A 26671-nucleotide genomic window follows, 5' to 3' on the forward strand; every position below is an offset into this window, starting at 1 on the left:
ACCCAGCGGTCCACCGAGCGATCCCCCATCCTGCGGGGAGGTCACCGCCCCCTCTCAGCGGTTCCGGTCTCCTACGGGGAGATGAGCGCTACGGCAGCAGGGCGAGCGACTCCAGCACGGCATCGGGGGCGACCATCGCCACGCCCGCCGCGCCTCCGCACGCAACGGTCCAGATGTGCGCGAGCACCGCGTCATCCGGGTCCCCGAGGTCGAGCACCCGCACCTCGACCGGCGTCACGTCCTCGCCGAAGCCGTCGCCGACGCGGAGCCCGTCGACCGTGGCGCGGAGGGTGGGGAGGCGCTCCCCGTGCGCGAAGCCCGGGATCGATGCCGCCCACCCGTCGACCAGCAGCGCCCCCACCCGGGTGCCATCGGCGAGCCAGATCCGGGGGCACGCGGCGAAGGGGCCGCTCGCGCCCACATCGACCGCTGACCTCACTGTCACCGTCTCCGCGCCGGTCCACGCCTCGGTCGCGTAGGTCGGCACCGTGGCCGGACGCGTCCACAGCGCGGCGACCGCCACCAGCACGAGCAGGGCACCGGCGATCAGCATGCCCGCGAGCGCGGCGCGGCGGGTCGGCTGCTCGCGCTGCAGTCTGGCGACGTCGTCGTCCCGTGATGCCCCCACGATGCGGACTCTACCAGGCAGGACGGTGATCACCCCGCAGGAGTCTGCGATCCGCCGGCCGGGGCGCTCACCTCCCCGCAGGGGGTCGGGCGGGGCCGGGCGGGGCCGGGCGGGCGCGGCCGATCAGCCGAGCGCGCCGGCGACCTGCCGGGCCAGCGCCGCCGGGTCGGTGCCCGGAGCGTTGACGTGGATCGCCTCCGCGTCCTCCCACAGCACGCGGTCGCAGCCCTCGAGCTCCCCGATGGCCTCGGCGATCGTGCCCATCCGCTCGGGTGTCAGCGTCTCGATGATGCGGGGGTGCAGCACCACGGTCGCGGTGTAGTCGTCGAGCCATGGGCTCTGCACCGTCACGGTCGCGTCCCAGCCGCCGATCTCGACCTCCTCCCGCGCGAGCTCGGCGGCCTCGGGGCGGTCCAGGAAGGGCGCGCGCAGCAGGAGGGCGCGGCGGTCGTCCTCCGACAGCGGGCCGTCGGTCTCCTGCGCCGGGAGGGTCTCGCGGGCGACGCGGCGCAGCTCGCCGAGCACCTCGGCGCACAGCAGCCCCGGCGCCCAGACCTCGAGGAGGTGGTGGCTGCGGAACGCGACGCGCGAGATCCCGGGCGACGCGTCGGCGCCTCGCACGAACCGCAGCAGCGCCACCTCGTCCATCTCCCGCGCGCCCAGCATCACCAGTGCGTGGTGGCTCGCGTCCGACGGCGTGCCGGGTGCATGACCGATCCCGGCGTCGCGCACGAGCATCCCCGCGTCCGACTCCCCGCGGGCGGGCAGCGACTCGGAGGCGGGCACGGACGGCAGCTCCGCGGGCCGCACGGCACGGCGCAGCATCCCGCCCTTGTCCATGAGCGACTCGCGCACGTCGCGCGGGGTGTCGAAGCTCGCGTACGACAACGCGCCCGGGCTGTCGAACCATCGGAGCACCGCCTCGACCTCCTCCCATGCCGTGCCGCCGTGCCCGAGCCCCGCGACGGCCTCCGGCAGCGTCGCGAGCGCGGGACCGTCCGCACCGAGCGTGGGGTCCAGGTAGGTGGACGATGCGGGGTCCTGGTCGAGCTGCCAGCGTTGCGGGGCGTGCTGGTCGGCCAGGCCGCCCAGGTAGACCAGCAGTCCGTCGATCAGGGCGGCGCCGTGCATGGTGAGCGAGTCGCCCAGCTCCGACCGGTAGGCCCAGTCGGGTCGCACCGCGCTGCGGTCGCGGCGCAGGTCCCGCGCCGCCCAGTCGATGACGGGCCGCAGCTCGGCGGCGGTGAACTGCAGCGTGTGGCCGGTCGCCTTGCGCACCTGCTGCGCGAGGTACGCCGAGGACTTCGGCGCGGCGGCGAGCCAGTCGGCCAGCCACTGCTCGGATTCGTTGACGCGGCGCGCGTCGCCGTCACCCGTGAAGAAGCCCATCGGTCAAGGCTAGACTCCCGCGAGCGCGGCCGGAGATGTTCTTGCCCCCAACAAATAGTGGTTCAATGGCCGTCGAATCGCTTCGCACTCACGAGAGGCACCGCCCATGGCCGAGCTCGATCTTCCCGTCGACCAGCTGCGCACGTTCACCGCGGACGTGCCCGTCCCGGACGACCTCGACGCCTTCTGGGACCGCACGCTCGCCGAGTCCCGCGCCGTGCGCCGCGCCCCCGAGCTCGGCGACGTGGTGCTCGACCTCCCGGGCCTGACCGTCACCGACGTGACGCTGTCGGGCTTCGCCGGCGACCCCGTCAAGGCCTGGCTCGCCGTTCCGAAGGGCGCCACCGACCTCCCGATCGTGGTCCAGTACATCGGCTACGGCGGCGGGCGCGGAGTGCCGCACGAGTACGCCCTGCTGCCGGCGGCCGGCTACGCGCACCTGGTGATGGACACGCGCGGCCAGGGCTCGGCGTGGGGCAACGGCGGCGGCACGCCCGACCCGCACGGCGCCGGCCCCGCCCTGCCGGGCTACATGACCCGCGGCATCGAGTCGCCCGACACCTACTACTACCGCCGCGTGTTCACGGACGCCGCGCTCGCGGTCGACGCCGCCAAGGAGCTGCCGGGAGTCGACCCGTCGCGGATCGGCGTGATGGGGGCGAGCCAGGGCGGCGGCATCGCGATCGCGGCCACCGCGCTCGCGGACGGCGTGAGCGCCGCGCTCATCGACGTGCCGTTCCTGTGCAACTTCCCGCGCGCGATCCGCATGACGGACTCCGACCCCTACGCGGAGATCCGCCGCTACCTCGCCGTGCACCGCGGCGACGTCGCGAACGCCGAGCGCACCCTGTCCTACTTCGACGGCGCGACGCTCGCCCGCCGGGGCACCGCATCGTCCGTCTGGTCGGTCGCGATCATGGACGACGTCTGCCCGCCGTCGACCGTGTACAGCGCCTTCAACGCCTACCGCGGACCCAAGCAGATGGTCGAGTACGCCTTCAACGGCCACGAGGGCGGCCAGCTGCACCAGATGCCGCATCAGCTCGCGCTCCTGGACAGCGTGCTGCGCGGGTAGTCTCCTCCCACAGCCACGGACACGGGAGGCCTCATGGCGGACGGCAGCGAGCGCGAGGTGCTCACCTGGCAGGGCTACGGCGACGCGTCGCGCGAGCTCGCGCAGATGGTCGTCGACTCCGGGTGGGAGCCCGACGTGGTGGTCGCCGTCGCGCGCGGCGGCCTGCCCCTGGGCGGAGCGATGTCCTACGCGCTCGGCACCAAGGGCGTCGGGACGCTGAACGTCGAGTTCTACACGGGCATCGACGAGCGCCTCGAGGCCCCGGTGGTGCTGCCGCCGCTGCTCGACACGGACGCGATGGCCGGCCTCAAGGTGCTGATCGCGGACGACGTGGCCGACACGGGCGAGACGCTCGCGCTGGTGAAGTCGCTCATGGAGCAGCACGCCGCCGAGGTCCGCACGGTCACCCTGTTCGCGAAGTCGCGGTCGATCATCGAGCCCGACTACATCTGGAAGCGCACCGACCTGTGGATCACGTTCCCGTGGTCCGCGCTGCCGCCGGTGACCCCGCACAAGCCGCACCCCGAGCTCGGCTGAGAGGAGCCCCATGAGCTACGCCGGAGACCTCACCCCCCAGGCCGCCTGGGACCTCCTCGCGGAGACGCCCGACGCGATCCTGGTCGACGTCCGCACGGAGGCCGAGTGGCGCTACGTGGGCGTGCCCGACACGTACGAGCTCGGTCGCGAGCCGCACCTCATCGAGTGGGTGCAGTACCCGACCATGACCCCGAACCCGGAGTTCCTCGCGCAGCTCCAGGCGACGGGCGTGCAGCCGGGCCAGCCGATCGTGTTCCTCTGCCGCTCGGGACAGCGCTCGATCGGCGCGGCGGTCGCCGCGACCGCCGCGGGCCTCGGGCCGGCGTACAACGTGCTCGAGGGCTTCGAGGGCGGCCTCGACCACGAGGCCAAGCGGGGTCACGAGGGCTGGAAGGCCGCCGGCCTCCCCTGGCACCAGGCCTGACGCGGTCACGGCCGAGCCGCCGTCCCTCCGTCGGCGAGCATGGCTCCCACCTCCCGATCGAGCGGCTCCGGCGGCCTCGGCGGGCGATCCCGCGTCGAACCGTTTCGCCAGGTCCGTCCCCGGCGCTAAGGTGAACTTGCCTTGTTGCGGGGCGCAACATAATATGTGGGAACCGAACGCGCGTCGAAGCGCTTCGAATTGGCGAGGGTGCATGACGATGGAGTCGAGATGGCGACGATAGCGGAGGTGGCGGAGGCTGCCGGCGTGTCCATCAGCACGGTCTCGTACGCGCTGAGCGGCAAGCGCTCGATCAAGCCCGCGACCCGGGACAAGGTCCTCGCGGTGGCGCAGGAGCTGGGTTACGTGCCGCACGCGAGCGCGCGGATGCTCGCGGCCCAGCGCACCCAGATCATCGCCGTGAGCGAGCCGGTCCACCCCGACACCGACGACACCGCTCACATGACCTTCGCCATGGAGACCACCAAGGCGGCCCGTGCGGCGAACTACGACACGCTGCTGCTGGTCCACGACGATGCCGTCGAGGGCATGGCGCGCTCCGCCGGCACCGGGCTCACCGACGGCATCATCGTCCTCGACGTCGACGAGGACGACCCGCGCGTCGCCCTCTCCCGCACGCTCGCGTGCCCGACCGTCTTCATCGGCCTGCCCGCGGACACCGACGGGCTCATCTGCGTCGACCTCGACTTCGAGGAGGCCGCCGCGCGCGCCGTCGACATGCTGGTCGACGCGGGTCACCGCGCGATCGGCCTGATCTCGCACCGCGAGGAGACGCTGGAGCGCGGATCGAACTTCCCCCGCCGCTTCCGCCGTGCCTTCGAGCGCCGCGCCGCCGAGCGCGGCGTCGACCACGCCACCGTGTACCCGCGCGGGCACACCGCCGACGGCCCCGTGCGCCGCCTGCTCGAGCAGCTGCCCGACCTCGACGGGGTGGTGCTCAACACGACCGCCGACGTGGCCGCGACGCTCAGCGCCAACCTCGAGCTGCACGGCCGCGTGGTCCCCCGCGACGTGTCGGTGATCGCGGCCGGCGTGAGCTTCTCCACCGCCCGCTTCCGCGTGCCGTTCGACACCATGCCGCTCGACGCGCGCGCCTCCTGCGCCGCCGCGATGGAGCTGCTGGTCGAGGCGATCGAGTCGCACGCCCCCACCCCCCAGATCAGGCTGCTGCGCGCCGAGTACCGCGACGCCGGATCAGTGATCGTCCGCAACGGTGCCCCGCCGCCGGTCGCACCCGAGACCCCCGGAGAGGCCGCGCCCGACGACGCGCCCGCCCTCCAGCCCTGATCGAGAGGACCCCTCCCACCACCATGAAGTTCACCGACGGATTCTGGCTGCGCCGACCCGGCGTGACGGCGCACTACGCGCAGGAGACCTACGACCTGTGGGCCGACGGCGACGCCCTGGTCGCGTACGCCCCCACCAAGCGCATCGTCACCCGCGGCGACACGCTCGGCGGCGCCGCGCTCACGGTCACCCTCACCTCCCCCCTCGAGGGCGTGGTGCGCGTGCGGATCGACCACCACCAGGGCGCGCACCGCTCCCCCGGCTTCCGGATGCCCGGCGCCGTCGAGGGCGCCGGCGCCGTGACGGCGGACGATGCGGAGGGCACCCTCACGTCCGGCCGCCTGACCGCGCGGATCACCCACGGCGCCCCGTGGGCCCTCGACTTCGAGGTCGACGGCGTCCGCGTGACGGGATCCGGCCACAAGTCGCTGGGCTACATGGAGCTCGCGGACGGCGCACCCGTGCCCGCCGAGCCCGCCGGGGTCGCCGGCTACACGGACACCGGGCTCGCGCCCAGCGCCACCTACGTCCACGAGCAGCTCGACCTCGACGTCGCCGAGACCATCTACGGCCTGGGCGAGCGCTTCGGTCCGTTCGTGCGCAACGGTCAGACGGTCGACCTGTGGAACGCCGACGGCGGCACCAGCTCCGAGCAGTCCTACAAGAACGTGCCGTTCTACCTCAGCTCCAAGGGCTACGGCGTCCTGATCAACCAGCCCGAGCACGTGAGCGTCGAGGTCGGCACCGAGGCCGTCGAGCGGGTCCAGTTCTCGACCGCGGGCGAGTCCCTCGAGTACCTGGTTTTCGCCGGGCCCACCCCCGCCGACGTGATCGAGCGGTACACCGCGCTCATGGGCCGCCCGCCGCGCGTACCCGCCTGGTCCTTCGGGCTGTGGCTGTCGACGTCCTTCACCACGGACTACGACGAGGCGACCGTGAACACCTTCGTGGACGGCATGCGCGACCGCGACGTGCCGCTGTCCGTGTTCCACTACGACTGCTTCTGGATGCGCGAGTTCAACTGGACGGACGGCGAGTGGGACCCCCGCACGTTCCCCGAGCCGGAGCGGATGCTCGAGCGCATGCACGTGGAGAAGGACCTGCACGTCTCCGCGTGGATCAACCCGTACATCGCGCAGCGCGGGCGGATGTTCCGCGAGGGCGTCGAGAACGGCTACCTGGTGAAGCGCCCGGACGGCACCGTCTGGCAGTGGGACCTGTGGCAGCCCGGCATGGCGCTGGTCGACTTCACCAACCCCGAGGCGCGCGCCTGGTTCCAGGAGTTCGTGCGGAACCTCGCCCGCCAGGGCGTCGACGCGATCAAGACGGACTTCGGCGAGCGCATCCCCACCGACGTGGTGTGGCACGACGGCACCGCCCCCGAGACCATGCACAACCTCTACACGCAGCTGTACAACGAGGCGGTGTGGGAGGCCCTGGTCGACGTCAAGGGCGAGGGCGACGCCGTGCTGTTCGCGCGGTCCGCGACCGCCGGCGGACAGACCATGCCGGTCCACTGGGGCGGCGACAACTCGTCCTCCTACGTGTCGATGGCGGAGACCCTCCGCGGCGGACTGTCGCTGATGAGCTCCGGCTTCGGGTACTGGAGCCACGACATCGGCGGCTTCGAGGGCACGCCCGACGCCTCGGTGTTCAAGCGCTGGCTCGCGTTCGGCCTGATGGGCTCGCACTCGCGCCTGCACGGGTCCAACTCGTACCGCGTGCCGTGGGCGTTCGACGACGAGGCCGTGGACGTCGCGCGCACGTTCACCCGGCTCAAGCTGTCGCTCATGCCGTACCTCTACGCGGCCTCGGTCCAGACCGCCGAGACCGGCCTGCCGATGATGCGCCCGATGTTCATCGCGTTCCCGGGCGACCCCGCCTGCCAGCTGCTCGACCGCCAGTACATGCTGGGCGACGACATCCTGGTGGCGCCGGTGTTCCACGACTCCGAGGTCCAGTTCTACCTGCCCGAGGGCACGTGGACCTCGCTCCTCACGGGCGAGCGCGTCGAGGGCGGACGCTGGGTGCGCGAGTCGCACGGCTTCGAGTCGATGCCGGTCTACGTGCGCGAGGGCGCCGTGATCGCCCGCGGCACCCGTGACGACCGCCCCGACTACGACTTCCTCACCGAGGTCGAGCTCCACGTGTACCCGGGCGCTGACGGCGACCGTCGCATCGTCCTCCACGGAGAGGACGGCGCCTCGCTCGAGGTGACGGTCACGGTGGCGGGTGAGGCCGTCACGGCGATCGGCGCGAACGGCGAGGTGCTCGCGGCGCGCCTGGTCTGACGGGACGAAGCGGCGTCCGCGGCGTCGCGCCCTGCGAGTGCACGGCGCGACGGAAACCGGTCGCGGCGTGCCGCCGTGCACTCGCAGCACGCACGAGGCCGTGACCCGGCGACGCCGGTAGCCTGAGCGCATGACCCCGGACGACGCCCTGAACCTCCGCCCCGACACCCTCGCCGTGCGCGCGGGCCACACCCGGACCCCGTTCGACGAGATGTCCGAGGCGATCTTCATGACGCAGGGCTACGTCTACCCGACCGCGGCGGAGGCCGAGGCGGCGTTCGCCGGCGAGATCCAGCGCTACCAGTACTCGCGCTATGCGAACCCGACCGTCACGATGTTCGAGGAGCGCCTCGCCGCGATCGAGGGCGCCGAGGACTGCTTCGCGACCGCGACCGGCATGGCGGCGGTGTTCGTGTCGCTCGCCTCGATCCTCAAGGCGGGCGACCGGCTGGTGTCCTCGCGCGCGCTGTTCGGCACCTCGATCGCGACGTTCGACGACTACTTCGCTCAGTGGGGCATCATCGTCGACTATGTGGACGGCCACGTCAACGAGGACTGGGAGCGCGCGCTCGCGACCCCCGCGACCGCGATCTACTGCGAGTCGCCCACCAACCCGATGCAGGACGTGGTGGACATCCCGTTCGTCGCCGGGCTCGCGAAGGCGGCGGGCGCGCTGTTCATCGTCGACAACGTCTTCGCCACCCCGCTGGGCCAGAAGCCGCTCGAGCTGGGCGCCGACGCGGTGGTGTACTCCGCGACCAAGCACATCGACGGCCAGGGCCGCGTGCTCGGCGGCGCGGTGCTGGGCGCCAAGGAGTACGTGGACAAGGTCCGCCAGATGGTCCGCACCATGGGCGCGACCATGTCGCCGTTCACCGCCTGGGTGCTCGGCAAGTCGCTCGAGACCCTGAGCGTGCGGGTGAAGGCGCAGGCCGCCTCCGCGATCGATCTCGCGGCGTGGCTGGAGGCCCACCCGAAGGTCGCCGTGTCCCGCTACCCGCTGCTGCCCTCGCACCCGCAGCACGAGCGCGCCATGGCTCAGATGACCATGGGCGGCACGCTCGTCACCATCGACATCGCGCTGCCCGAGGGCACGGACCCCCATGGCCCCGAGGCCAAGGCCGCCGCCTTCCGCTTCATGGACGCCCTGCGCGTGATCGACATCTCGAACAACCTGGGCGACGCCAAGTCGATCGCGACGCATCCTGCGACCACCACGCACCGCAAGATCGGCCCGGAGCGCCGCGCGATGGTCGGGATGTCGGACGCGACGGTGCGGCTGAGCATCGGTCTTGAGGACGTCGAGGATCTGCGGGACGATCTCGCGAGGGCGCTCGACGCCGTCTGACCGCTAACACGCTGAGGGGACTTCTACCGATATGTCACGGAAGACCAAGGAGCCTTTCGTGGCTCCGCCGATGCCGGAGCCCGGCCCCGTTGCCACGCGGCGTCAGCAGTGGACAGGCGCGATCGCCATCGCCGTGTCGATGCTGCTGCTCGCCGTGGTCGCGCCCTGGGCGGGAGACGAGCTGTCGGGTCAGCACATCGGCGCCGGCGACACCCTCACCGCGAACGACACCGTCTCGTTGACCGTCGCCGAGGGCTGGTCGCTCGGCGACGGCGGAGGGCTGTTCACCCTCATCGAGAACGGCGACACCACCCTGACGCTCGTGCCCGCCGGATCCGTCGCGGAGTTCGGCACGGCCGAGGAGACCATCGCGACCGACCTCGCGGCCCTCGAGGCCGACCCGGCGAACGAGTGGAGCATCGGCGAGGTCCAGACGTCGACCACCGACGCGGGCGACACCGCGCTCAACGTCGTCAGCAGCTCGGAGGCGAGCGTCCAGGAGATCTGGGTGATCTCGGACGGCACCTCCGTGGTGACGCTCCTGGTGATCTCGACACCGGACGACCATGACCGGGTCGCCGCATCGATCGCGCAGATGGCGCGGTCGGTCCGCATCCTCGGGGAGGGACTGTGAGCATCGTGCGCCACCCCGTCACATGGGTCTACGCGGTCCTGCTGGTCATCGGCGTGATCGGCCTGGTGCCGCTCCTGATCGCGGCCTTCGAGGGCTCGCCCGCGGGCTTCCTGCTCGGCGTGGTCCTGTGGACCCTGTTCACCGTGCTCGCCTGGTGGGCGATCCGCCGATTCTCACGCACGCGGCCACGTCCGCGTCTCGCGACGCTGGCGGCCTTCGCCTGGGGTGCGATCATCGCAACCGGCCTGGGCCGCTGGGCCACCGGCGGGGTCGGCGACATCGCCGGCGCCGTCATCCCGGACGAGGGCTGGGCCGGTGCGATCGCCGCCGGCGTCTCCGAGGAGCCGCTCAAGCTCCTCGGCGTGTTCGCGCTGTCGCTGTTCGCCGCCACCCGGATGAGGTCCGCGCTCGACTTCGTCTACTACGGCGCCTTCGTCGGCCTCGGCTTCATGGTGGTCGAGAGCCTGCTCTACGCCGCCCAGGGGGCCCAGACCGGCGACTCGCCCATGACGATCGTGGTCGAGTACGTCATCCTCCGCGGCATCCTCGCGGCGCTGTGGTCGCACCCGACGTTCACCGCGCTCGCCGCGATCGGGCTGGCGGTGCTCGTCCGCTCCGGGGCGTCCGCGGTGCGTCGCTGGCTCGCGTTCCTCGGCATGCTCGTGCTGGCGATGGCGCTGCACGCGCTTTTCGACTCGCCGGTGCTGGAGAGCAACATGATGGTGGCGTTCTTCGCCAAGGGCGCGATCGTGCTGGCGGTGTTCCTCGCCTTCTACCTGCCGCTGCGGCGGAGGGCGGCTCGCGAGGCTGCCCCGCTCAGCGAGGAGACGCAGGAGCCGGCGTCCGCATCGTCCTGATCGACGTCGTTCGTGCGTGCTAGCGTCGCTGCATGAGCAGCGGCGCCGCGCCCGCCGCTGATGCGGCGTCCCCGACCCGGGAGCCGCTCGCCGTGCGGCTCATCGGGCGCGGCTCGCTGGCCGGAGCCCTCCTGGTGCTCGGCATCGCGGCGCTGTACGCGGTGGTGCTGCCGATGGTCGCGGAGCGCGCCTCGGCGCCCGCTCCGCCGCGCATCGTGGACGTCGGAGGCGGGGTATCGGTGGTCTCCGAGGAGACCTGGTCGGAGGCCGTGTCGGATGGCGGCACGACCACGCTCACCCAGGGCGGCGCCACGCTCGTGATCGACCAGCCGCATCCGTCGGAGGGGTCCGTGGTCGCGCGCCTCGACGACCTGACGGCGGACTGGATCGCGGAGGCGCCCGACGGGTCCGTCGCGACGGCGCCCCGCACCTTCGAGACCGACGCCGGCGACGATGCGGCCACGGTGGTCCTGCAGGAGCCCCAGCAGACCGTGCAGGCGTGGGTGGTGTCCGACGGCGAGCTCGAGGTGATCGCGGTGCTCACGGCGCCGGCGACCGCGTGGGACAAGACGTCGAGCGCGGCGCAGGCGCTGGTGCGGTCGATGGCCTTCCCCGAGACCGCGCCATGACACCGCCCGCCACCGTCCGCGGGGGCATCCCCCGGCCCCGCACGGCGACGTTCGTCGACCGGCGGTCGTGGGTGTTCTGGAGCATGGCCCTGCTGTCGATCCTGGCGTTCGCCGAGGTGACGCCGCTGCTGTTCGAGTCCCTGCTCGCGAACCCGGCGTCGGGCGCGGTGGCGGCCGCGCTGTGGTTCGCCTACGGCCTGGTCTTCGCGACGGCGATGTACCTGCTCGAGCTCTACGAGCGCCGGCCGATCGTCAACATCCTCGGCGCCCTCGCCTGGGGCGCCCTGGTCGCGATCGGCGTGTCCCGCGTGGGCGGTCCGGCGATGCATGCGCTGGTCCAGGGCTGGATCGGTGACGAGTCTCCCTGGGTGAGCTCGATCGCCGCTCCCCTGGTCGAGGAGCCGCTCAAGGCACTCGGGCTGGTCGCGCTCGCCATGATCCCCGGCTCACGCATCCGCACCGTGGCGGACGGCGCGTTCTACGGCGGCATGATCGGCCTGGGGTTCCAGGTGGTCGAGGGCTTCCTCTACACGGCGCGCACCGCCGCGCTCGCGGGCGACGCGATGCAGACCGTGGGCCAGATGTTCGTGCTCCGGGGCCTGGTCGCCGGCCTGTGGAGCCATGCGGCGTTCACCGCGGTGGCGGGCGCGGGCATCGCGTTCCTGTTCGTGTCGACCGCAGCCGCGTGGCGGCGGTGGGGCGTCATGATCGGGGTGCTCGCGGCCTCGATGCTGCTGCACGGGTTCCTCAACTCGCCGCTCATCCCGGGGTCCCCGTTCGTCTCGGCGACCATCAAGGGCGTGCCGATCGTGGCGGTCGTGCTCGTGACCCTCCACGTCTCGCACCTGCGCGAGCGCGCGGTGTTCGCGCGCATGGCCAAGGACACGGTGCCGGACCACCTGGTGAGCCCCGCGGACTTCGAGATCCTGGCGACCCGCACCTCCCGCCGCCACGCGCGGGAGCAGATGCGCGAGCGGCACGGCCCGCAGGCCGCCCGCGACCTGGGTGCCCTGCACCGCGCGCAGCTGTCGCTGCTGGTCGCCGCCCACTCGGACGGGATGGTCTCCGCGCGGGCCGCGGAGGCCGTCGGCCGGGTCACGTCGGCGCGGTCGGCGCTCGCCTGGTCGGTGGTGGGGCGCTGACCGCCGCTCGCCCGTCCCCCCGAACCGCGCGGGGAAGCCGCCGCCCTGTGCCGCGGATCCTCGACCGCTGCGGGGAGCTCAGCGCCTCGCGCGATACCCGGCGAAGCCGCGCAGCCGGAGCGAGTTGCCCACCACGAACAGGCTCGATCCCCCCATCGCCGCCGAGGCGATCATCGGGTTGAGCACCCCGAGCGCCGCGAGCGGGATCGCCGCGACGTTGTAGGCGAACGCCCAGAACAGGTTGCCGCGGATGGTGCCGAGCGTGCGCCGCGACAGCGCGATCGCGTCGGCGGCGGCCCGCAGGTCGCCGGACACGATGGTGAGGTCCGACGCCTCGCGCGCCACGTCCGCGCCCGTCCCGATAGCGATGCCGAGGTCCGCCTGCGCGAGCGCCGGGGCGTCGTTGACGCCGTCCCCGACCATCGCCACCCGCCTGCCACCCTCCTGCAGCCCGGACACGACGTCCGCCTTGTCGCCCGGCAGCACCTCCGCGATCACGCGGTCGATGCCGAGCTCGTCCGCGACCGCTCGCGCGGCCCGCGCGTTGTCGCCCGTGAGCAGCACCACCTCGAGACCGAGGTCGCGGAACGCCGCGATCGCGTCGGGCGTGGACTCCTTGATGCGGTCGCGGACCGCGATCGCCATCTCGGCGGCCAGCGGCTCGCGCGTCGACGTCGCGGTGCCTCCGCCCAGCAGCCCGCCGCCGAGCGGCCGCGACCGGCCGACCAGCACGACCGTCTCCCCCGCCTGCTCCCGCTCGCGCGCCCAGGCCGCCAGCGCATCGTCCACCCGGTCGAACATGCGCGCCGAGCCGACGGTCACGTCGGCGTGCGAGCCGTCCGCACCCGCGCGCGACACGGTGGCGGTGACGCCGTGGCCCGGGGTCGAGCGGAACCCCTTGAGCGGCGCGCGCTCGGTCGTGGACCCGACGATCGCCTTGGCGACCGGGTGCTCGGAGCGCGCCTCGACGGAGGCGGCGCCGACGAGCAGCGCGGCGGTCGCCTCGTCGTCGAGCGCGGGCGCGAAGGTCGCCGTGACCTCCATCCGACCCTCGGTCACGGTGCCGGTCTTGTCGAGCACGATCACCTGGACGTCGCGCGTGTCCTCCAGCGCGTCGGGGCCGCGCACGAGCGTGCCCAGCTGCGCACCACGGCCGGTGCCGACCATGATCGCGAGCGGCGTCGCGAGCCCCAGCGCGCACGGGCAGCTGATGATGAGCACCGCGACCGCGGCGGTGAAGGCGCGCTCCACGTCGCCCGTCGCGAGCAGCCAGCCCGCGAGCGTCAGCCCCGACAGCCCGATCACGGCGGGCACGAAGATCGCGGCGACCCGGTCCGCCAGGCGCTGGATGCGCGCCTTGCCACCCTGCGCCTGGTCCACCATGCGGGCGATCTGGGCGAGCATCGTCTCCGCACCGACGCGGGTGGCCTCGACCGTGAGGGCACCGTCCGCCGCGATGGTGCCACCGATGACCTCGGCGCCCGGCCCCGCGGTGACGGGCACCGACTCTCCGGTCACCAGCGACGCGTCGACGGCGGCCTCGCCGTCGACCACCACGCCGTCGGTCGCGATGGTCTCGCCCGGGCGCGTCACGAAGCGCATCCCGACCTCGAGGGCGGACCGCTCGATGACGGTGCCGTCCTCGAGACGCGCGGTGGCGCTCTGGCGCGAGCTCAGCGCCCGGATCGCGTCGCCGGCCCGCGCCGACGACCGCACCTCGAGCCACTTGCCCAGCAGGATCAGCGTGACGATCACCGCGCCCGTCTCGTAGTAGACGTGCGCGCCCTCCATCGCACCCGCGGCATGCCCGAGCAGCACCACGGTCGACCAGGTCCAGGCGGCGACGGTCCCCAGGGACACCAGCGTGTCCATGGTGGTCGCGCGGTGGCGCGCGCTCATCACGGTGCTGCGGTGGAACGGGTACGCGCTCCAGAAGATGACGGGCGTCGCGAGGATCGCCACCACCTGCTCCCAGCCCGCGAACTGCAGGGGCATCACCATCGAGATCAGCAGCACGGGCGCGGTCAGCGCCACCGCGACCAGGAAGCGGCGACGGTAGTCCGCGATCCTGGCGGCGTCGGACGCGACGTGGGCGGCATGCTCGTCCGCGAGCGCCTCCAGCTCGTCGCCGGCGGCGGGACGATGCGAGGCGTCGCCGCCCGCGCCGTCCGCCCCCGCCGCTCCGGCGGGCTTGGTGAGCACCTGGTAGCCCAGGCCCTCGATCGCGGCCCGCATCGCGAGCTCCAGGTCCTCGCGGTCGAGCGTGCCGTCGGCCTGCACGGTGGCGCGGCGCGTGGCGATGTTCACGGCGGCGCCGTCGACGCCGGGCAGGATCGCGAGGCCCTTCTGGATGGTGGCCGCGCAGCCGGCGCAGGTCATGCCGCCGACCGACAGGTCGATGGTCTCCGCGGGGGTGGTCTCGGTGGTCATGCGGAGACTCTAAACCTTGCTGTGGGCAGGAAGGTCAAGCCCCAGGACCTGGCACCGGTGAGGATCGGTGCAGCCCGCCGGGTCCAGATGGTCGGCGCGGCGGGCGAGCGAGGTGAGCTCGGCCTTGGCCGCGAGCAGGCTGGCGATCTGGGCGTCGATGTCCGCGAGGTGGCGGTCGATCAGCGCGCGGGAGTGCGCGCAGGTGCTCTCGCCCTCGTCCTTCATACGGAGGATCTCGCCCGCCTCGGCGAGCGACAGGCCCGAGGCCTGTGCATCTCGGATGAACCGCAGGCGGTCGAGCGCCTCCTCGTCGTACTCGCGATAGCCGTTGGCGCGCCGCTGCGGCGCCGCCATCAGCCCGATGCTTTCGTAGTAGCGGACGGTCTTCGCCGTCACCCCGCCGAACTCGGCCAGCTCCCCGATCTTCATCCTTGCATCGTACTGGAAGGTTTGTCTGGCCACCAGGACCGTCGCCCTACGATCGGATCATGCGCACGCACCCTCGCCGCATCGGCCTGCTCGGCGGCATCACCTGGCACAGCACGCTCGAGTACGAACGGCTCCTCCACGCCGGCGTCGCCGCGGCGCTGCCGGGACGGACCGCCGACCTGGTGATCCGGCACTACGAGTTCGGCTCGATCAGCGAGTCCCAGGAGGCGGGCGACTGGGACGGCCTGGCGGACACGTTCGGCCGCGACGCCCGGTGGCTGGTCGACGGCGGCGCCGAGGCGATCGTGATCTGCGCCAACACCGTGCACCTGATCGCGGACCAGGTCGAGGCGGCCGCGGGCGTGCCCGTCATCCACATCGTCGACGAGGTGGCCGCGGCGATCACCGCCTCGGGCGTCGACACGGTGGCCCTGCTCGGCACCGGCTTCACCATGCGCATGCCGTTCTACCGCGACCGCCTGGCGGCGCGCGGCGTGACGGCGCTCGTGCCCGCCGAGCCGGACCTGTCGGCGCTCCACGCGCTCATCTACGACAAGCTCGCGCGGGGCGTCGTCGACGATGCGGGCCGGGCCCTGGCGCGCGACGTCACCGCGCGCCTCACCGCGCGCGGCGCCGGCGGGGTCGTCGCGGGCTGCACCGAGATCCCGATGGTCATGACCGGGGACCACGTCGACGTGCCGTACTTCGACGCGCTCGCGCTGCACGCGGAGGCGGCGGTGCGGTTCGCGCTCGCGGACTGACGCGCGGTCACTCCGCTCGCGTGATGCACGGCGCGACCCCGCAGACGTACACGCCGTCGGATCGCTGGCGCACCGTGAAGCGCAGCACCTCGTCCGGGAGGTCGATCGGCGGGACCGGCTCGGCGGTCGCGTCGAGCGCGACGTAGCCCCTCACCAGCTCCACCCTCACGACCCCCGATCCCCCCTGGGTGTCGACGCTGAGCAGCACCGTCTGCGGCGCGACCAGCTGATCCGAGCCGCTCGCCTCCACGGGCTCGCCGTAGCCGCCCACCTGGTCGACCACCCGGCCGTCGATGACCTCGACCGCACCGTAGTCGTCGCCTCCACCGTCGGCGCCCGCGCCCTTCTCGTCGATCACGGGCGGCGCCGGGCCGCCCCCGCAGGCCGCGAGCGCCACCGCGACCACGAGCGCGACGAGGCCGCGCGCGGCTCCCGCGCCGCGCATCGTCACCACCCCGCCAGGTCGAGCGCCTCCTCGGCGACCTCGGCCGGATGCCGTCCGCTGTTCTCCACGGAGGCGTCCTCGATCGCGAGGGCGTCGAGCTCCTCGGCCTGCTCGGCGGTGCGAGGGATCGCCCACTCCAGCCAGCGCTCGGAGGTCTCGCGCGCGTGCAGGCGGGACACCCGCTCGTCGAGCGGGGCGGTCACCCGGATCACCGTCACCTCGGCCGGCCCGCCGGGACCGGCAAGCGCGTGCGCGATCGCCGCCCGGTCGCCGGCGTCCTCGAGGATGCGCGGGATGATCAGGCACCCGTAGCCGTGGCGGCGGTAGACCGGGGCCAGGGCCGCGAGCGCCTCGTTCATCAGCCGCTGGTGCCGCCAGTCGTCGTCGGGCGACGGATACGCCTCGCACAGCAGGTCGGCGTCGATGAAGGCCACGCGCGCGCCGCGCAGGGACATCGCCGTGTGCGCCGCGCCGGAGACCGCGGTCTTGCCCGCACCCATGGCGCCGGTCAGCACCAGCACGCGGGTCGGGAGCTCGATCCCGTAGCAGCGGGAGTCCGGGGCGTCCTTGTACTCGCCGAAGCCGGGGATGGCGCGGTACCCGAGGCGTTCGTACAGCGCCATGGCCTCCGGCTGCTCGGTGCCCGTCTCGAGGACGATGCTGGTGGCGCCCGCGCGGCGGGCGATCGCCTCCACCGCGCCCATGAGCACCTTGGAGTGGCCGTGGCCGCGGTGGGCGGGACGCACCCAGACGCGTTTGACCTCGACGGATCCCTCGCCGGTCGCGTACGGGGACCAGCGCAGCACCGCGCTGGCGATCGGCTCGCCGTCGTCCCCGTAGCCCACGAGCGAGGCGATCAGCGTGGGGAAGGACGTCTCGAGCACCAGGTCCGGATCGTCGTACCGCCGCGCCAGGTCCGCGCGCTGCTCCTCCCAGAGGGCGAACGCGTCCGGGTCGTCGGGTGCGACCCGGCGGATGGTGATCATGCGCCCAGGCTATCGGCGCCTCCGGCACCTCCCACCGATCGCCGCACCCGCTCACCCCTCGGATTGCGGCGCACGGATCTGGCCGCGACACGCGGCGGCGGCGGCGGGAGAATGGAGGGTGGGGCGGCGTGTCGCCCACGGATCCGTGCGGAGCAACGTGGGGGTAGGGTTGGTTGACACGTCAACATGAGGAGGTCTCGCGTGCGCGGCATCGGATTCCTGTCCTTCGGGTGGTGGTCCGCCGCACCCGGATCCAAGGTGCGCACCGCCGGCGACGTCATGCACGACACCATCCGCCTCGCGGAGGCGGCCGAGGATGCCGGGATGGACGGCGCGTGGCTGCGCGTGCATCACTTCGAGCAGAACACGTCCTCGCCGTTCCCCCTGCTCGCCGCGATGGGCGCCCGCACCTCGCGGGTCGAGCTCGGCACCGGCGTCATCAACATGCGGTACGAGAACCCGCTGTACATGGCCGAGGCCGCCGCGACGGCGGACCTCATCTCCGGAGGACGCCTCCAGCTCGGGGTCTCGCGCGGCAGCCCGGAGCCGGCCGCGGACGGCCCGGCCACCTTCGGCTACCCGCTGTCCTACGGGGACACCGCGGCCGAGGACTCCGCGCGACGGATCGCCGAGTTCCGCCACGCGATCTCCGGCGCCGGGGTCGCGGAGCCCGGGCCGAGCGCCCACGGCCGCGCGGGCGAGAAGCTGCCGATCCAGCCGCAGAGCCCCGGGCTGTCCGAGCGCATCTGGTACGGCGCGGGCGGCTTCGACTCGGCCCGACGCGTCGGGGAGCTGGGGATGCACCTGATGAGCTCGACGCTCGTGCTCGAGGCCACGGGCGAGCCGCTCGGCGTGGTGCAGACCCGCCAGATCGAGGCGTTCCGCGAGGCGTGGCGCGAGGCGGGCCACGCGGGCGAGCCGCGGGTCTCCGTGTCGCGCAGCATCATGCCGATCGTCGACGACCTCACCCACACCTACTTCAACCCCTACCTCGAGCGTGACCTCATGGGCGCCAACCGCGATCAGATCGGCGAGATCGACAGCACGGTCTCGACGTTCGGCAAGACGTACGTGGGCGACCTCGACAAGCTCGAGCGGGAGCTGCGACAGGACGATGCGGTGATGGAGTCCGACACCTTGCTGGTGACCGTTCCCAACCAGCTGGGCGCGGACTTCAACCGCGTCACGTTCGGTGCGCTCGCGGAGCTGCGGGACCGGCTCTCCCGCTGAGCCGGCCCCGCGTCGCGCCCGTCAGTCGACGGGGTGCGCGGCGGTGAACATGCCCGCCGGGTCGTAGATGGCCTTGAGCTCCCGCAGGCGCGCCGCCGCGTCACCGAAGCCGAGCTCACGGCTCACGTCGCCGTCGACGAACGTCAGCGCGAGCGAGGGCGCGAGCCAGGCGTCCATCGCGTGGACCAGCCCGTGCACGGCCGCACGGGCCGCCGGCGCGGCCTCCGGGACGGGCACCATCGCGATGCCGCCCAGGAGATGGTCGCCGGCCAGCGAGCCCACCGCTCCCGCGCCGTCAGGGCGGCGCGACGCCGCGCCACCGACGTGGCGGACCTCGGCGAACGACAGCCCCGGCGTCGACGTCGCGGCGGCCAGCCAGGCGTCCACCGCGTCGTCCCCGAACGAGGCCAGCATCGCGCCGGCCGATGCCGCGGGCGACGGCTCCGGCGGATCCATGTGCACGCCCACCAGCTCGCGAGCCGGGATCCGCGCGAAGGTGTCCATCTCGGGACCGAGCGCGCGCAGCGGCGCGAGGATCCCGACCGCCGCATCGTCCTCCTCGAGGACCACGCCGTCGATCACCACCACGCTGCGACCCGAGAGGAACGGCGGCAGCTCGGGCAGGGGCGGGAAGTGCATGATCCGGAGCGACGTCGAGACGCTCTCGGGTGCGGTGCGCGTCCAGTCCGCCCAGGCATGCGCCACCGCGGTGGCGTGCGTGGTGTCCCACAGCAGCATGCCCGCGAACAGGTCGGCGTAGGGCAGCAGGTCGAGCTCGAGCGAGACGACGATGCCGAAGGCTCCCGAGCCGCCTCGCACGGCCCAGAACAGCTCCGGGCTCTCGTCGGCGCTGGCGCGCACCAGGTGCCCCTCGGCGGTGACCAGCTGCACGGCGCGCACCGCGTTCACCGCGAGACCGTGGGCGCGGGCGAGGAAGGAGACTCCGCCGCTGAGCGCGTAGCCGACCACGCCGACGTCGCCGGCGCTGCCGTGCAGCGCGGTCAGCCCGTGGGGCGTCGACTGGGCCAGCACATCGTTCCACTGGGATCCGCCGAGCACGCGCGCGGTGCGAGTCTCGGGGTCGACGGTGGCGCCCCGCATCGCGGCGAGCGAGACGAGGATCGCGCCCGACAGGTCGGAGTCCGCGAGCGCGCCGGCGCCGTGCCCGGTCGCCTGCGGCGCGACGCGCAGCCCGGTCGCGGCGGCGGCCCGCACGACCGCGACCACGTCCTCGGCGGACTCCGGACGAGCGACGGCGAAGGGTCGCTGGTCGATCGCGCGGTTCCAGGGGAGGCGGGCGGTCTCGTAGGCGGCGTCGCCGGGCAGGACGATGCGGTCGCCCAGGAGGGAGCGCAGCCGTTCGGCGGTGGTCAGGGTGTCGATGGTGCTCATCATGCTCTCGATTCGTGTGCAGGTCTGGTGGACGCGGATCAGCGTGCGCCCCGGGAGGGATCCGCCGCCATCCCCGGTTCGAGGGGTTTGCCGGACCCCCAGAAATGTGGGATAGCGGGATGAACCGGACAGGCGCACACTTTCCTCATGCCCAGCCTCACCGGCGCCGAGCTGGCCCTCGGACGCGCGCGCAGCGACATCGACGTCATGTCACGCGCAGGACTCCCGCTCCACCGCTTCATGGACGAGGCTGCCTCGACCATCGAGCGCGTCATCCCGATCAGCGGCGGCTGCCTGTCCACCCTGGACCCCGCGACCGCGATGGTCTCGAGCACCCGCAAGTTCGCCGGCCTGTCCGGCAACAACGCGGGCGACGTGGCCTGGGCGCACGTCGAGTACGGCGTCGAGGACCCCTCCTCGATCGAGGCGATGGTGCGGTCGGGCACCACGGCGCTGGGGATGCACCTGTCGCTGGACGGCGCTGTCGAGAGCTCCGTGCGGATGGCCGAGCTGATGCTGCCGGTGTTCGACTACCGCGACGAGGCGCGCGCGATCTTCCACGACCGCCACGGCGCGTGGGGCGCGATCTCGGTGTTCCGCGGTCGCGACGACGCGCCGTTCTCTCGCCAGGAGCTCGACTTCCTCGCCGCGATCGCACCCGCGTTCACCCGCGGCATCCGCGCGGGCCTGCTGTCGCAGCTGAGCGCCGCCGACGCCGAGCGCGCGACGGGCCCGGTGGTGATGATCATCGACAGCGCCGACCGGCTCGCGCAGTCGAGCCCGGGAGCGGCCGCCCAGCTCGAGCGGCTGTCCAACGCGCCGAGCGCCGGCGATCCGCTCACGCTGGTGCACGCGTTGGTGGCGGCCGCCCGGCGGTACGCGCGCTGCGAGGCCGATCACCTCCCACGGATCCGGGTGCGCACCGGCGACGGGATCTGGCTGGTGCTGCACGCCGCGCCGCTGGGGGGCGCGGCGGACCGTGCGGGCGACGTCGTGGTGACCATCGAGGAGGCGCGCCCGCAGGAGGTGATGGGGCTGGTCGCCGACGCGTTCGGGCTCACCGCACGCGAGCGCGACGTGACCACCCAGGTGCTGCGCGGCGCCGACACCAAGGAGATCGCCGCCGCGATGCACGTGTCCCCGTACACGGTCCAGGACCACCTGAAGTCGATCTTCGACAAGGCCGGCGTCGCGAGCCGCCGCGAGCTGGTCTCCCGCGTCTACTTCGATCAATACGTGCCGCGCTGGGGCGCCGAGGTCGCGCCGGGCGGGTTCTTCGCGGCGTAGCGCGTCGCGCCGGGACGATGCGCGGGAGGGCTCAGGCGGTCGGCCCGACCTCGCGGTAGTGAGGAACCGGCGGCAGCTCGACGTAGAACGGGTGCAGCAGGCGGCGCCACTCCTGGTAGTCGGCTGACCCGCGGAAGCCGGCCTCGTGGTCCTCGACGGTCTCCCACTCCACGGTCAGCAGGTAGCTGCTCGGGTCCTCGATGCCGCGCTTGAGGGAGTGCGCCACGTAACCGCGCTGGCGAGCGACGATCGGGGCCGCCGTGCGGAAGGCGGCCTCGTACTCCGCCTCGCGTCCCGGGTGGACGTGGAGGACGACCGACTCGGTGATCACGCGGCCTCCCGGTCCATCAGGTCCCCGCAGCGGTCGAGCACCTCGCGGAGAGGGCCACCAGTTCCCCGCAGCGAAGCGTGGCCACGGCGGTCAGGCCGTGGCGAGCAGGTTCTTGATCGCGGAGGTGAAGAACGCGAGGCCGTCCACGCCGGTGCGCCCGGACTCGCGCGAGTCGGGGCCGAACCCGGCCTCGACCGCGTGCTCCGGGTGCGGCATGAGGCCGACCACGTTGCCGCGCTCGTTGGTGATGCCGGCGATGTCGCGACGCGAGCCGTTCGGGTTCCAGCCCACGTAGCGGAACGCGACGCGGCCCTCGGCCTCGAGCATGTCGAGGGTCTTCTCGTCCGCGACGTACTGGCCGTCCTGGTTCTTGAGCGGGATGACGATCTCCTCGCCCTCCCGGTACTCCGCGGTCCACGCCGTCTCCGCGTTCTCGACGCGCAGGACCTGGTCGCGGCAGATGAAGTGCAGGTGCTCGTTCTTGATCATCGAGCCCGGCAGCAGGTGGACCTCGGTCAGCACCTGGAACCCGTTGCAGATGCCCAGCACGGGCATGCCGCCGTGGGCCGCGTCGACCACCTTGTCCATGATCGGCGCGAAGCGGGCGATCGCGCCGGCGCGCAGGTAGTCGCCGTAGGAGAAGCCGCCCGGCAGCACGATCGCGTCGACCTCCTTGAGGTCGGCGTCGTTGTGCCACAGCGGGACCGCCTCCGCGCCGGCGAGCCGGACCGCGCGCGAGGCGTCGCGGTCGTCGAGCGTGCCGGGGAAGGTGACGACGCCGATGCGCGCGGTCACGCGTGCTCCTCGGCCATCACCGTGACCTCGACGACGTCCTCGATGACCGGGTTGCTCAGCAGCGTCTCGGCGGCCGTGCGGACGTCGGCGAGCACCGCGTCCGTCACCTCGCCGTCGACGGTGAGCTCGAAGCGCTTGCCCTGGCGGACCTGCGCGATGCCGTCGAAGCCGAGGCGCGGGAGCGCGGCACCGACCGCCTTGCCCTGCGGGTCGAGGATCTCGGGCTTGGGCATGACGTGAACGAGGATCGTGGCCATGGCCCGCAGTCTACCGGCGCGCGCGGCGGTACAGTGGTCCGCCCGTTCGTGAAGGAGGCCCCGTGAACCAGCTGCTGACGTCCGTCGCCACCGACGAGCTGCTGGCGAGCGCTCTCGGCACCCTGCGCATCGTCCTGGAGTACCTCGGCACCGTCGCGTTCGCCGTCTCCGGGGCGGTCGCGGCGAGCCGTCGCCGCATGGACCTGGTGGGCGCCGTGGTCCTCGCCTCCCTGGTCGCCGTGGGCGGCGGGACGATGCGCGACCTCCTGCTCCGGCAGCCCGTCTTCTGGATCGAGAACCCCACGCTGGTGCTGGTCGCCGTGGCGACCGCGCTGGCGATCGCGCCGGTCGCCCGGCGGCGGGACATCGGCGCCCTCGCCCGCCACCGGATCGTCGAGTACTCCGACGCCGCGGGCCTCGCGATCTTCGTCGTGATCGGCACCGGCATCGCCCTCGACGCGGGTGCGAGCCCGGTCGCTGCGATGATCGTGGGCGTCGCCAACGGCGTCGGCGGCGGCATCCTGCGCGACCTGTTCGCGGCGCAGGTGCCCGAGGTGTTCTGGAACGGCCAGCTCTACGCCACCGCGGCGCTGGCGGGGGCGGTGACGCTGTGGGCGCTGTGGGCGCTGCGCCTGCCCGCGGAGGTGGTGTTCTGGGTGCCGCTGCTGGTGATCGTGCTGCTGCGCGTGCTGTCGCTCACGCGCGGCTGGGGCGTGCCCTCGGTGGCCGTGGTCCAGAAGCGCGAGCTGCAGACCGAGTCCCACGCCTAGGGGTCAGCAGGCCCACCAGTTTTCGAGCTCCGTGCGCGTCAGCCAGGTCGACAGGTCGCCAGAGTCGGACTCCCAGTAGGCGAGCGCCCCCTCGAAGATCACGAGCGTCCCGCGATCATCGCCGGGACCAGGCGCGACGACGGCCGGCACGAATGCCACCGGCTCAGCCATGGCCGCGGCATGGAACGCGCCTATCGGGTCGGCCGGCAGCTCGTCGACGTTCGCGGGACGGTAGGGGTACCAGGGCGCGCCGTCCCACGTCAGGACCTCGTTGCCACATGCCGGGTAGTAGAGGACTCCGGTCTCGAGCTGGAGGGCATCGCCGGGCACCCCCAGATCGAGGGTCTCGTCATACTCGACCCCGCCGCCCGTCTCGGGAGACGCGCAGGCGGTCAGCAGCGTGCCGAGCACGAGCGCGGCGATCACGGCGACCACCGCGGCGACCTGCTTCCTTGCCATCGCACACCTCCTGCCATGATCGACGTACGCGTCGACCGTAGCGTTGGGGGCGGACGCGCGTGAGGCTACTCGGCGGCGCCGGCGAGCGTGGCGGTGAACGTCTCGCCCTGGTCGCCCGTGATGAGGCAGGCGATCTGACGGTCGCCCGCGTCCCAGGTGTCCTGGCTCGGGTAGAGCGAGAAGAGGCTGAGGCGCGACTCGTCGTAGGACAGCCCCACGAAGGTCCCGAACGCGTCGTAGCAGGTCTGGTCGGCCTCCGTCAGGATCCCGTCGGTGTACTCGGCGGCGGTGGTGTCGGCGGCGTAGTACACCTCGGCCTCGTGGGGCTCCGCGCAGTCGACCGTGGGGAGCACCCCGACCTCGCCCTCCTCGCCGTCGGCGACCCCCGAGAGGTCGTCCAGGTGCTCGATGCACTGGCCGGTGGCGAGCTGCATCGCGGCCACGTCCTCCTCGGTGGTGCCGAACAGCGACGAGCAGCCGGCGAGCGTCAGGGCGAGCACGGAGGCCAGGGCGATGGGTCGAAGCACGAATTCTCTCCTCAGCGGGGTGGCGGTGGCATCAATGTAGCGTCATCGCCGTGCCCGACGCGACAAACGTGCGTCAGTGCTTCGCGAGCCGGTCGAACGCCTCGAGATAGCGGTCGCGGGTGCGGGCGACCACGTCGGCGGGCAGCGCGGGCGGCGGCGCGTCCGAGCGCTTGTCCCAGCCGGACGCCGGCGAGGTCAGCCAGTCGCGGACGAACTGCTTGTCGTAGCTGGGCTGCGCGTGGCCCGGCTCCCATTCGTCCGCGGGCCAGAAGCGGGAGCTGTCGGGCGTGAGGACCTCGTCGCCCAGGACGATCGCGCCGGAGCCGTCGCGACCGAACTCGAACTTGGTGTCGGCGAGGATGATGCCCTTCGCGGCCGCGATCTCGTGCGCGCGGCTGTACAGCGCGAGGGTCAGGTCGCGGAGCGCCTCGGCGTCCTCGCGGCCGATCAGCGCGACCACCGCGTCGAAGTCGACGTTCTCGTCGTGCTCGCCCACCTCGGCCTTGGTCGCGGGGGTGAAGATCGGCTCGGGCAGGCGCGAGCCGTCCACGAGGCCCGGGGGCAGCGGGATGCCGCAGACCGTGCCGGACTGCTCGTACTCGACCAGGCCGGAGCCGGTCAGGTAGCCGCGGGCCACGCACTCCACGGGGAACATGTCGAGCCGCTGGCAGACCATCGCGCGGCCCTCGACCTCCGCGGGAACGGGGGCCTCGACGGTGTGGTTGGGGACGATGTCCAGCATCTGGTCGAACCACCACAGGCTCAGCCCGGTGAGGATGCCGCCCTTGCCCGGGATCTCGGTGGGCAGCACCCAGTCGTAGGCGCTGATGCGGTCGGACGCGACCACGAGCACCACGTCGCCGCGCGGGTGGGGCTCGGTCGGCTCGTAGAGGTCGCGCACCTTGCCCGAGTAGACGTGGGTCCAGCCCTCGAGCTCGAGGTGCTGCGGCGGGGTGGCGTGGCCGGGCATCAGGCCTCCAGGAGGTTCTCGCCGGCGGCGGCGCGCGCCGCGATGTCGCTGCGGTGATGGCTCCCCGGGAGGACGATGCGGGACACCCCCGCGTAGGCCCGCTCGCGGGCCTCGGCCAGGTCGGCTCCCAGCGCGGTCACCGACAGCACGCGACCGCCGGCGCTGACGAGCGCGCCGGCGGCGTCGAGCGCCGTGCCCGCGTGGAGCACGTGAACCGTGTCGACCTGCTCGGCCTCGTCGATGCCGGTGATCGGGTCGCCCTTGCGGGGGGTGTCCGGGTAGTTCTGGGCGGCGACCACGACCGTGACCGCCGAGTCGTCCCGCCACTCGAGCGGCGGGAGCTCGGCGAGGCGCCCCTCGGCGGCGGCGAGCAGCACGCCCGCGAGCGGGGTCGCGAGCCGCGCCAGGACCACCTGGGTCTCCGGATCGCCGAAGCGCGCGTTGAACTCGACCACCCGGGTGCCCTTCGAGGTGAGCGCGAGGCCGCAGTACAGCACGCCGACGAAGGGCGTGCCGCGGCGCGCCATCTCGTCGACCGTGGGCTGCGCGACGGTGCGGACCACCTCGTCCACCAGGCCCTCGGGGGCCCACGGCAGGGGGGTGTACGCACCCATGCCGCCGGTGTTCGGGCCGGCGTCCGCGTCGAGCGCGCGCTTGAAGTCCTGGGCGGGCTGGAGGGGGACCACCGAGGCGCCGTCGCAGAGGCAGAACAGGCTCACCTCGGGGCCGTCGAGGAAGTCCTCGACCACGATCCGTCCGCCGGCATCGAGGATGGAGGTGCCGTGCGCGAGCGCCTCGTCACGGTCGGAGGTGACCACCACGCCCTTGCCGGCGGCGAGGCCGTCGTCCTTCACCACATGCGGCGCGCCGAACGTGTCGAGGGCGGTCTCGAGCTGGTCGAGGGTCTCGCACACGAGCGGGTCGGCCGTCGGGACGTCCGCGGCCGCCATGATCTCCTTGGCGAAGGCCTTCGAGCCCTCGAGCATCGCGGCGTCGGCGCTGGGGCCGAACACCGGGATGCCGGCCGCGCGGACCGCGTCGGAGACGCCGGCGACCAGGGGCGCCTCGGGGCCCACCACGACCAGGTCCGCTCCCAGCTCGGTCGCGAGGGCGGCGACGGCGGCGCCGTCGAGGGCGTCGACCTGGTGCAGGGTCGCGACGGACGCGATGCCGGGGTTGCCGGGGGCCGCGTGGAGCTGCGCGACGGCGGGATCGAGGGACAGGGCGCGGGCGAGCGCGTGCTCGCGCGCGCCGGAGCCGACGAGGAGGATGATCACGCCCACGAGTCTAGGCGTTCGGCCCCGCCCGCCCGACGGTTCCATGACGCGCGGGCGACGGCGGGG

General features: G+C 73.0%; 28 protein-coding genes. 14 read left to right on the plus strand and 14 right to left on the minus strand.

Annotation, left to right across the window (positions count from 1 at the left end):
- Nucleotides 1-88 precede the first annotated feature (88 nt).
- Both QQX10_RS10990 and QQX10_RS10995 read right to left on the minus strand, forming a co-directional pair.
- Nucleotides 89-628: a hypothetical protein gene (locus QQX10_RS10990; protein ID WP_301120859.1), complete on the minus strand. Its 540-nt coding sequence runs from the start codon at nt 626-628 to the stop codon at nt 89-91.
- A gap of 123 nt (nt 629-751) precedes the next feature.
- Complete coding sequence (locus QQX10_RS10995) at nt 752-2017, minus strand: hypothetical protein (RefSeq protein ID WP_301144558.1); 1266 nt, start codon at nt 2015-2017, stop codon at nt 752-754.
- A gap of 106 nt (nt 2018-2123) precedes the next feature.
- On the opposite strand from QQX10_RS10995, the gene QQX10_RS11000 reads away from it, so the two are divergent.
- From QQX10_RS11000 to QQX10_RS11045, 10 genes are all read left to right on the plus strand, one after another.
- The gene (locus QQX10_RS11000; RefSeq protein WP_301120865.1) at nt 2124-3092 is read left to right on the plus strand and encodes an acetylxylan esterase; all 969 of its coding nucleotides are present in this window, start codon (nt 2124-2126) and stop codon (nt 3090-3092) included.
- A 33-nt stretch (nt 3093-3125) separates the two neighbouring features.
- The gene (locus QQX10_RS11005; RefSeq protein WP_301120867.1) at nt 3126-3629 is read left to right on the plus strand and encodes a phosphoribosyltransferase; all 504 of its coding nucleotides are present in this window, start codon (nt 3126-3128) and stop codon (nt 3627-3629) included.
- Between the two features lie 10 nt (nt 3630-3639).
- On the plus strand, nt 3640-4053 hold the full coding sequence (locus QQX10_RS11010) for a rhodanese-like domain-containing protein (RefSeq protein ID WP_301120869.1): 414 nt from the start codon (nt 3640-3642) through the stop codon (nt 4051-4053).
- Nucleotides 4054-4281: 228 nt separating this feature from the next.
- Nucleotides 4282-5358 carry a LacI family DNA-binding transcriptional regulator gene (locus QQX10_RS11015; protein ID WP_301120871.1) on the plus strand — a complete coding sequence of 359 codons (1077 nt, stop codon included), beginning with the start codon at nt 4282-4284 and terminating at the stop codon, nt 5356-5358.
- Nucleotides 5359-5381: 23 nt separating this feature from the next.
- Nucleotides 5382-7649 (plus strand): alpha-xylosidase, encoded by a 2268-nt coding sequence (gene yicI / locus QQX10_RS11020; protein ID WP_301120873.1) that lies wholly within the window; start codon nt 5382-5384, stop codon nt 7647-7649.
- Between the two features lie 130 nt (nt 7650-7779).
- The gene (gene metZ / locus QQX10_RS11025; RefSeq protein ID WP_301120875.1) at nt 7780-8997 is read left to right on the plus strand and encodes an O-succinylhomoserine sulfhydrylase; all 1218 of its coding nucleotides are present in this window, start codon (nt 7780-7782) and stop codon (nt 8995-8997) included.
- Nucleotides 8998-9055: 58 nt separating this feature from the next.
- Nucleotides 9056-9631: a hypothetical protein gene (locus QQX10_RS11030; RefSeq protein ID WP_301120877.1), complete on the plus strand. Its 576-nt coding sequence runs from the start codon at nt 9056-9058 to the stop codon at nt 9629-9631.
- Nucleotides 9628-10488 (plus strand): PrsW family intramembrane metalloprotease, encoded by an 861-nt coding sequence (locus QQX10_RS11035; protein WP_301120879.1) that lies wholly within the window; start codon nt 9628-9630, stop codon nt 10486-10488. Before QQX10_RS11030 ends, QQX10_RS11035 begins: the two co-directional genes overlap by 4 nt.
- Before the next feature lie 32 nt (nt 10489-10520).
- Nucleotides 10521-11117 (plus strand): hypothetical protein, encoded by a 597-nt coding sequence (locus QQX10_RS11040; protein ID WP_301120881.1) that lies wholly within the window; start codon nt 10521-10523, stop codon nt 11115-11117.
- Nucleotides 11114-12259 (plus strand): PrsW family intramembrane metalloprotease, encoded by a 1146-nt coding sequence (locus tag QQX10_RS11045; protein WP_301120883.1) that lies wholly within the window; start codon nt 11114-11116, stop codon nt 12257-12259. The genes QQX10_RS11040 and QQX10_RS11045 overlap by 4 nt, the downstream gene beginning before the upstream one ends.
- A 78-nt stretch (nt 12260-12337) precedes the next feature.
- Here the strand turns inward: QQX10_RS11045 and QQX10_RS11050 are convergent, their stop codons facing one another.
- Both QQX10_RS11050 and QQX10_RS11055 read right to left on the minus strand, forming a co-directional pair.
- Nucleotides 12338-14689 carry a heavy metal translocating P-type ATPase gene (locus QQX10_RS11050; protein WP_301120885.1) on the minus strand — a complete coding sequence of 784 codons (2352 nt, stop codon included), beginning with the start codon at nt 14687-14689 and terminating at the stop codon, nt 12338-12340.
- 9 nt (nt 14690-14698) lie between these two features.
- The gene (locus tag QQX10_RS11055) at nt 14699-15118 is read right to left on the minus strand and encodes a heavy metal-responsive transcriptional regulator (protein WP_301120887.1); all 420 of its coding nucleotides are present in this window, start codon (nt 15116-15118) and stop codon (nt 14699-14701) included.
- Nucleotides 15119-15177: 59 nt separating this feature from the next.
- On the opposite strand from QQX10_RS11055, the gene QQX10_RS11060 reads away from it, so the two are divergent.
- Entirely contained in the window at nt 15178-15879 is a 702-nt protein-coding gene (locus QQX10_RS11060) for an aspartate/glutamate racemase family protein (RefSeq protein ID WP_301120889.1), read from the plus strand.
- Nucleotides 15880-15886: 7 nt separating this feature from the next.
- On the opposite strand, the gene QQX10_RS11065 is transcribed toward QQX10_RS11060, so the two are convergent.
- The gene (locus tag QQX10_RS11065; RefSeq protein WP_301120891.1) at nt 15887-16324 is read right to left on the minus strand and encodes a hypothetical protein; all 438 of its coding nucleotides are present in this window, start codon (nt 16322-16324) and stop codon (nt 15887-15889) included.
- Nucleotides 16325-16326: 2 nt separating this feature from the next.
- A complete protein-coding gene (locus QQX10_RS11070; RefSeq protein ID WP_301120893.1) occupies nt 16327-17310 on the minus strand; it encodes a GNAT family N-acetyltransferase in 984 nt (327 codons plus the stop codon).
- A gap of 201 nt (nt 17311-17511) precedes the next feature.
- On the opposite strand from QQX10_RS11070, the gene QQX10_RS11075 reads away from it, so the two are divergent.
- Nucleotides 17512-18540, plus strand: coding sequence for an LLM class flavin-dependent oxidoreductase (locus QQX10_RS11075; protein ID WP_301120895.1), 1029 nt, complete (start codon nt 17512-17514; stop codon nt 18538-18540).
- 21 nt (nt 18541-18561) lie between these two features.
- Here QQX10_RS11075 and QQX10_RS11080 read toward each other — a convergent pair whose 3' ends face one another.
- Nucleotides 18562-19935 (minus strand): FAD-binding oxidoreductase, encoded by a 1374-nt coding sequence (locus tag QQX10_RS11080; RefSeq protein ID WP_301120897.1) that lies wholly within the window; start codon nt 19933-19935, stop codon nt 18562-18564.
- A 144-nt stretch (nt 19936-20079) separates the two neighbouring features.
- On the opposite strand from QQX10_RS11080, the gene QQX10_RS11085 reads away from it, so the two are divergent.
- Nucleotides 20080-21219 carry a helix-turn-helix transcriptional regulator gene (locus tag QQX10_RS11085; RefSeq protein ID WP_301120899.1) on the plus strand — a complete coding sequence of 380 codons (1140 nt, stop codon included), beginning with the start codon at nt 20080-20082 and terminating at the stop codon, nt 21217-21219.
- 31 nt (nt 21220-21250) lie between these two features.
- Here QQX10_RS11085 and QQX10_RS11090 read toward each other — a convergent pair whose 3' ends face one another.
- The 3 genes from QQX10_RS11090 to purS form a co-directional block, all read right to left on the minus strand.
- The gene (locus tag QQX10_RS11090; protein WP_301120901.1) at nt 21251-21550 is read right to left on the minus strand and encodes an antibiotic biosynthesis monooxygenase family protein; all 300 of its coding nucleotides are present in this window, start codon (nt 21548-21550) and stop codon (nt 21251-21253) included.
- Between the two features lie 90 nt (nt 21551-21640).
- The gene (gene purQ, locus QQX10_RS11095; RefSeq protein WP_301120903.1) at nt 21641-22345 is read right to left on the minus strand and encodes a phosphoribosylformylglycinamidine synthase subunit PurQ; all 705 of its coding nucleotides are present in this window, start codon (nt 22343-22345) and stop codon (nt 21641-21643) included.
- Entirely contained in the window at nt 22342-22602 is a 261-nt protein-coding gene (gene purS, locus QQX10_RS11100; protein WP_301120905.1) for a phosphoribosylformylglycinamidine synthase subunit PurS, read from the minus strand. The genes purQ and purS overlap by 4 nt, the downstream gene beginning before the upstream one ends.
- 62 nt (nt 22603-22664) lie before the next feature.
- Between purS and QQX10_RS11105 the strand changes: the two genes are divergently transcribed.
- Entirely contained in the window at nt 22665-23372 is a 708-nt protein-coding gene (locus QQX10_RS11105) for a trimeric intracellular cation channel family protein (protein ID WP_301120907.1), read from the plus strand.
- Nucleotides 23373-23375: 3 nt separating this feature from the next.
- On the opposite strand, the gene QQX10_RS11110 is transcribed toward QQX10_RS11105, so the two are convergent.
- From QQX10_RS11110 to purD, 4 genes are all read right to left on the minus strand, one after another.
- On the minus strand, nt 23376-23831 hold the full coding sequence (locus tag QQX10_RS11110; protein ID WP_301120909.1) for a hypothetical protein: 456 nt from the start codon (nt 23829-23831) through the stop codon (nt 23376-23378).
- 65 nt (nt 23832-23896) lie between these two features.
- Entirely contained in the window at nt 23897-24358 is a 462-nt protein-coding gene (locus QQX10_RS11115; protein WP_301120911.1) for a septum formation family protein, read from the minus strand.
- 73 nt (nt 24359-24431) lie between these two features.
- On the minus strand, nt 24432-25328 hold the full coding sequence (locus QQX10_RS11120; protein WP_301120914.1) for a phosphoribosylaminoimidazolesuccinocarboxamide synthase: 897 nt from the start codon (nt 25326-25328) through the stop codon (nt 24432-24434).
- Nucleotides 25328-26605, minus strand: a complete 1278-nt coding sequence (gene purD / locus QQX10_RS11125; protein WP_301120916.1) for a phosphoribosylamine--glycine ligase — start codon at nt 26603-26605, stop codon at nt 25328-25330. Before purD ends, QQX10_RS11120 begins: the two co-directional genes overlap by 1 nt.
- Nucleotides 26606-26671 lie beyond the last annotated feature (66 nt).

It is taken from the genome of Demequina lignilytica (genome assembly GCF_030418305.1).
In the GTDB taxonomy this organism is placed as follows: domain Bacteria; phylum Actinomycetota; class Actinomycetes; order Actinomycetales; family Demequinaceae; genus Demequina; species Demequina lignilytica.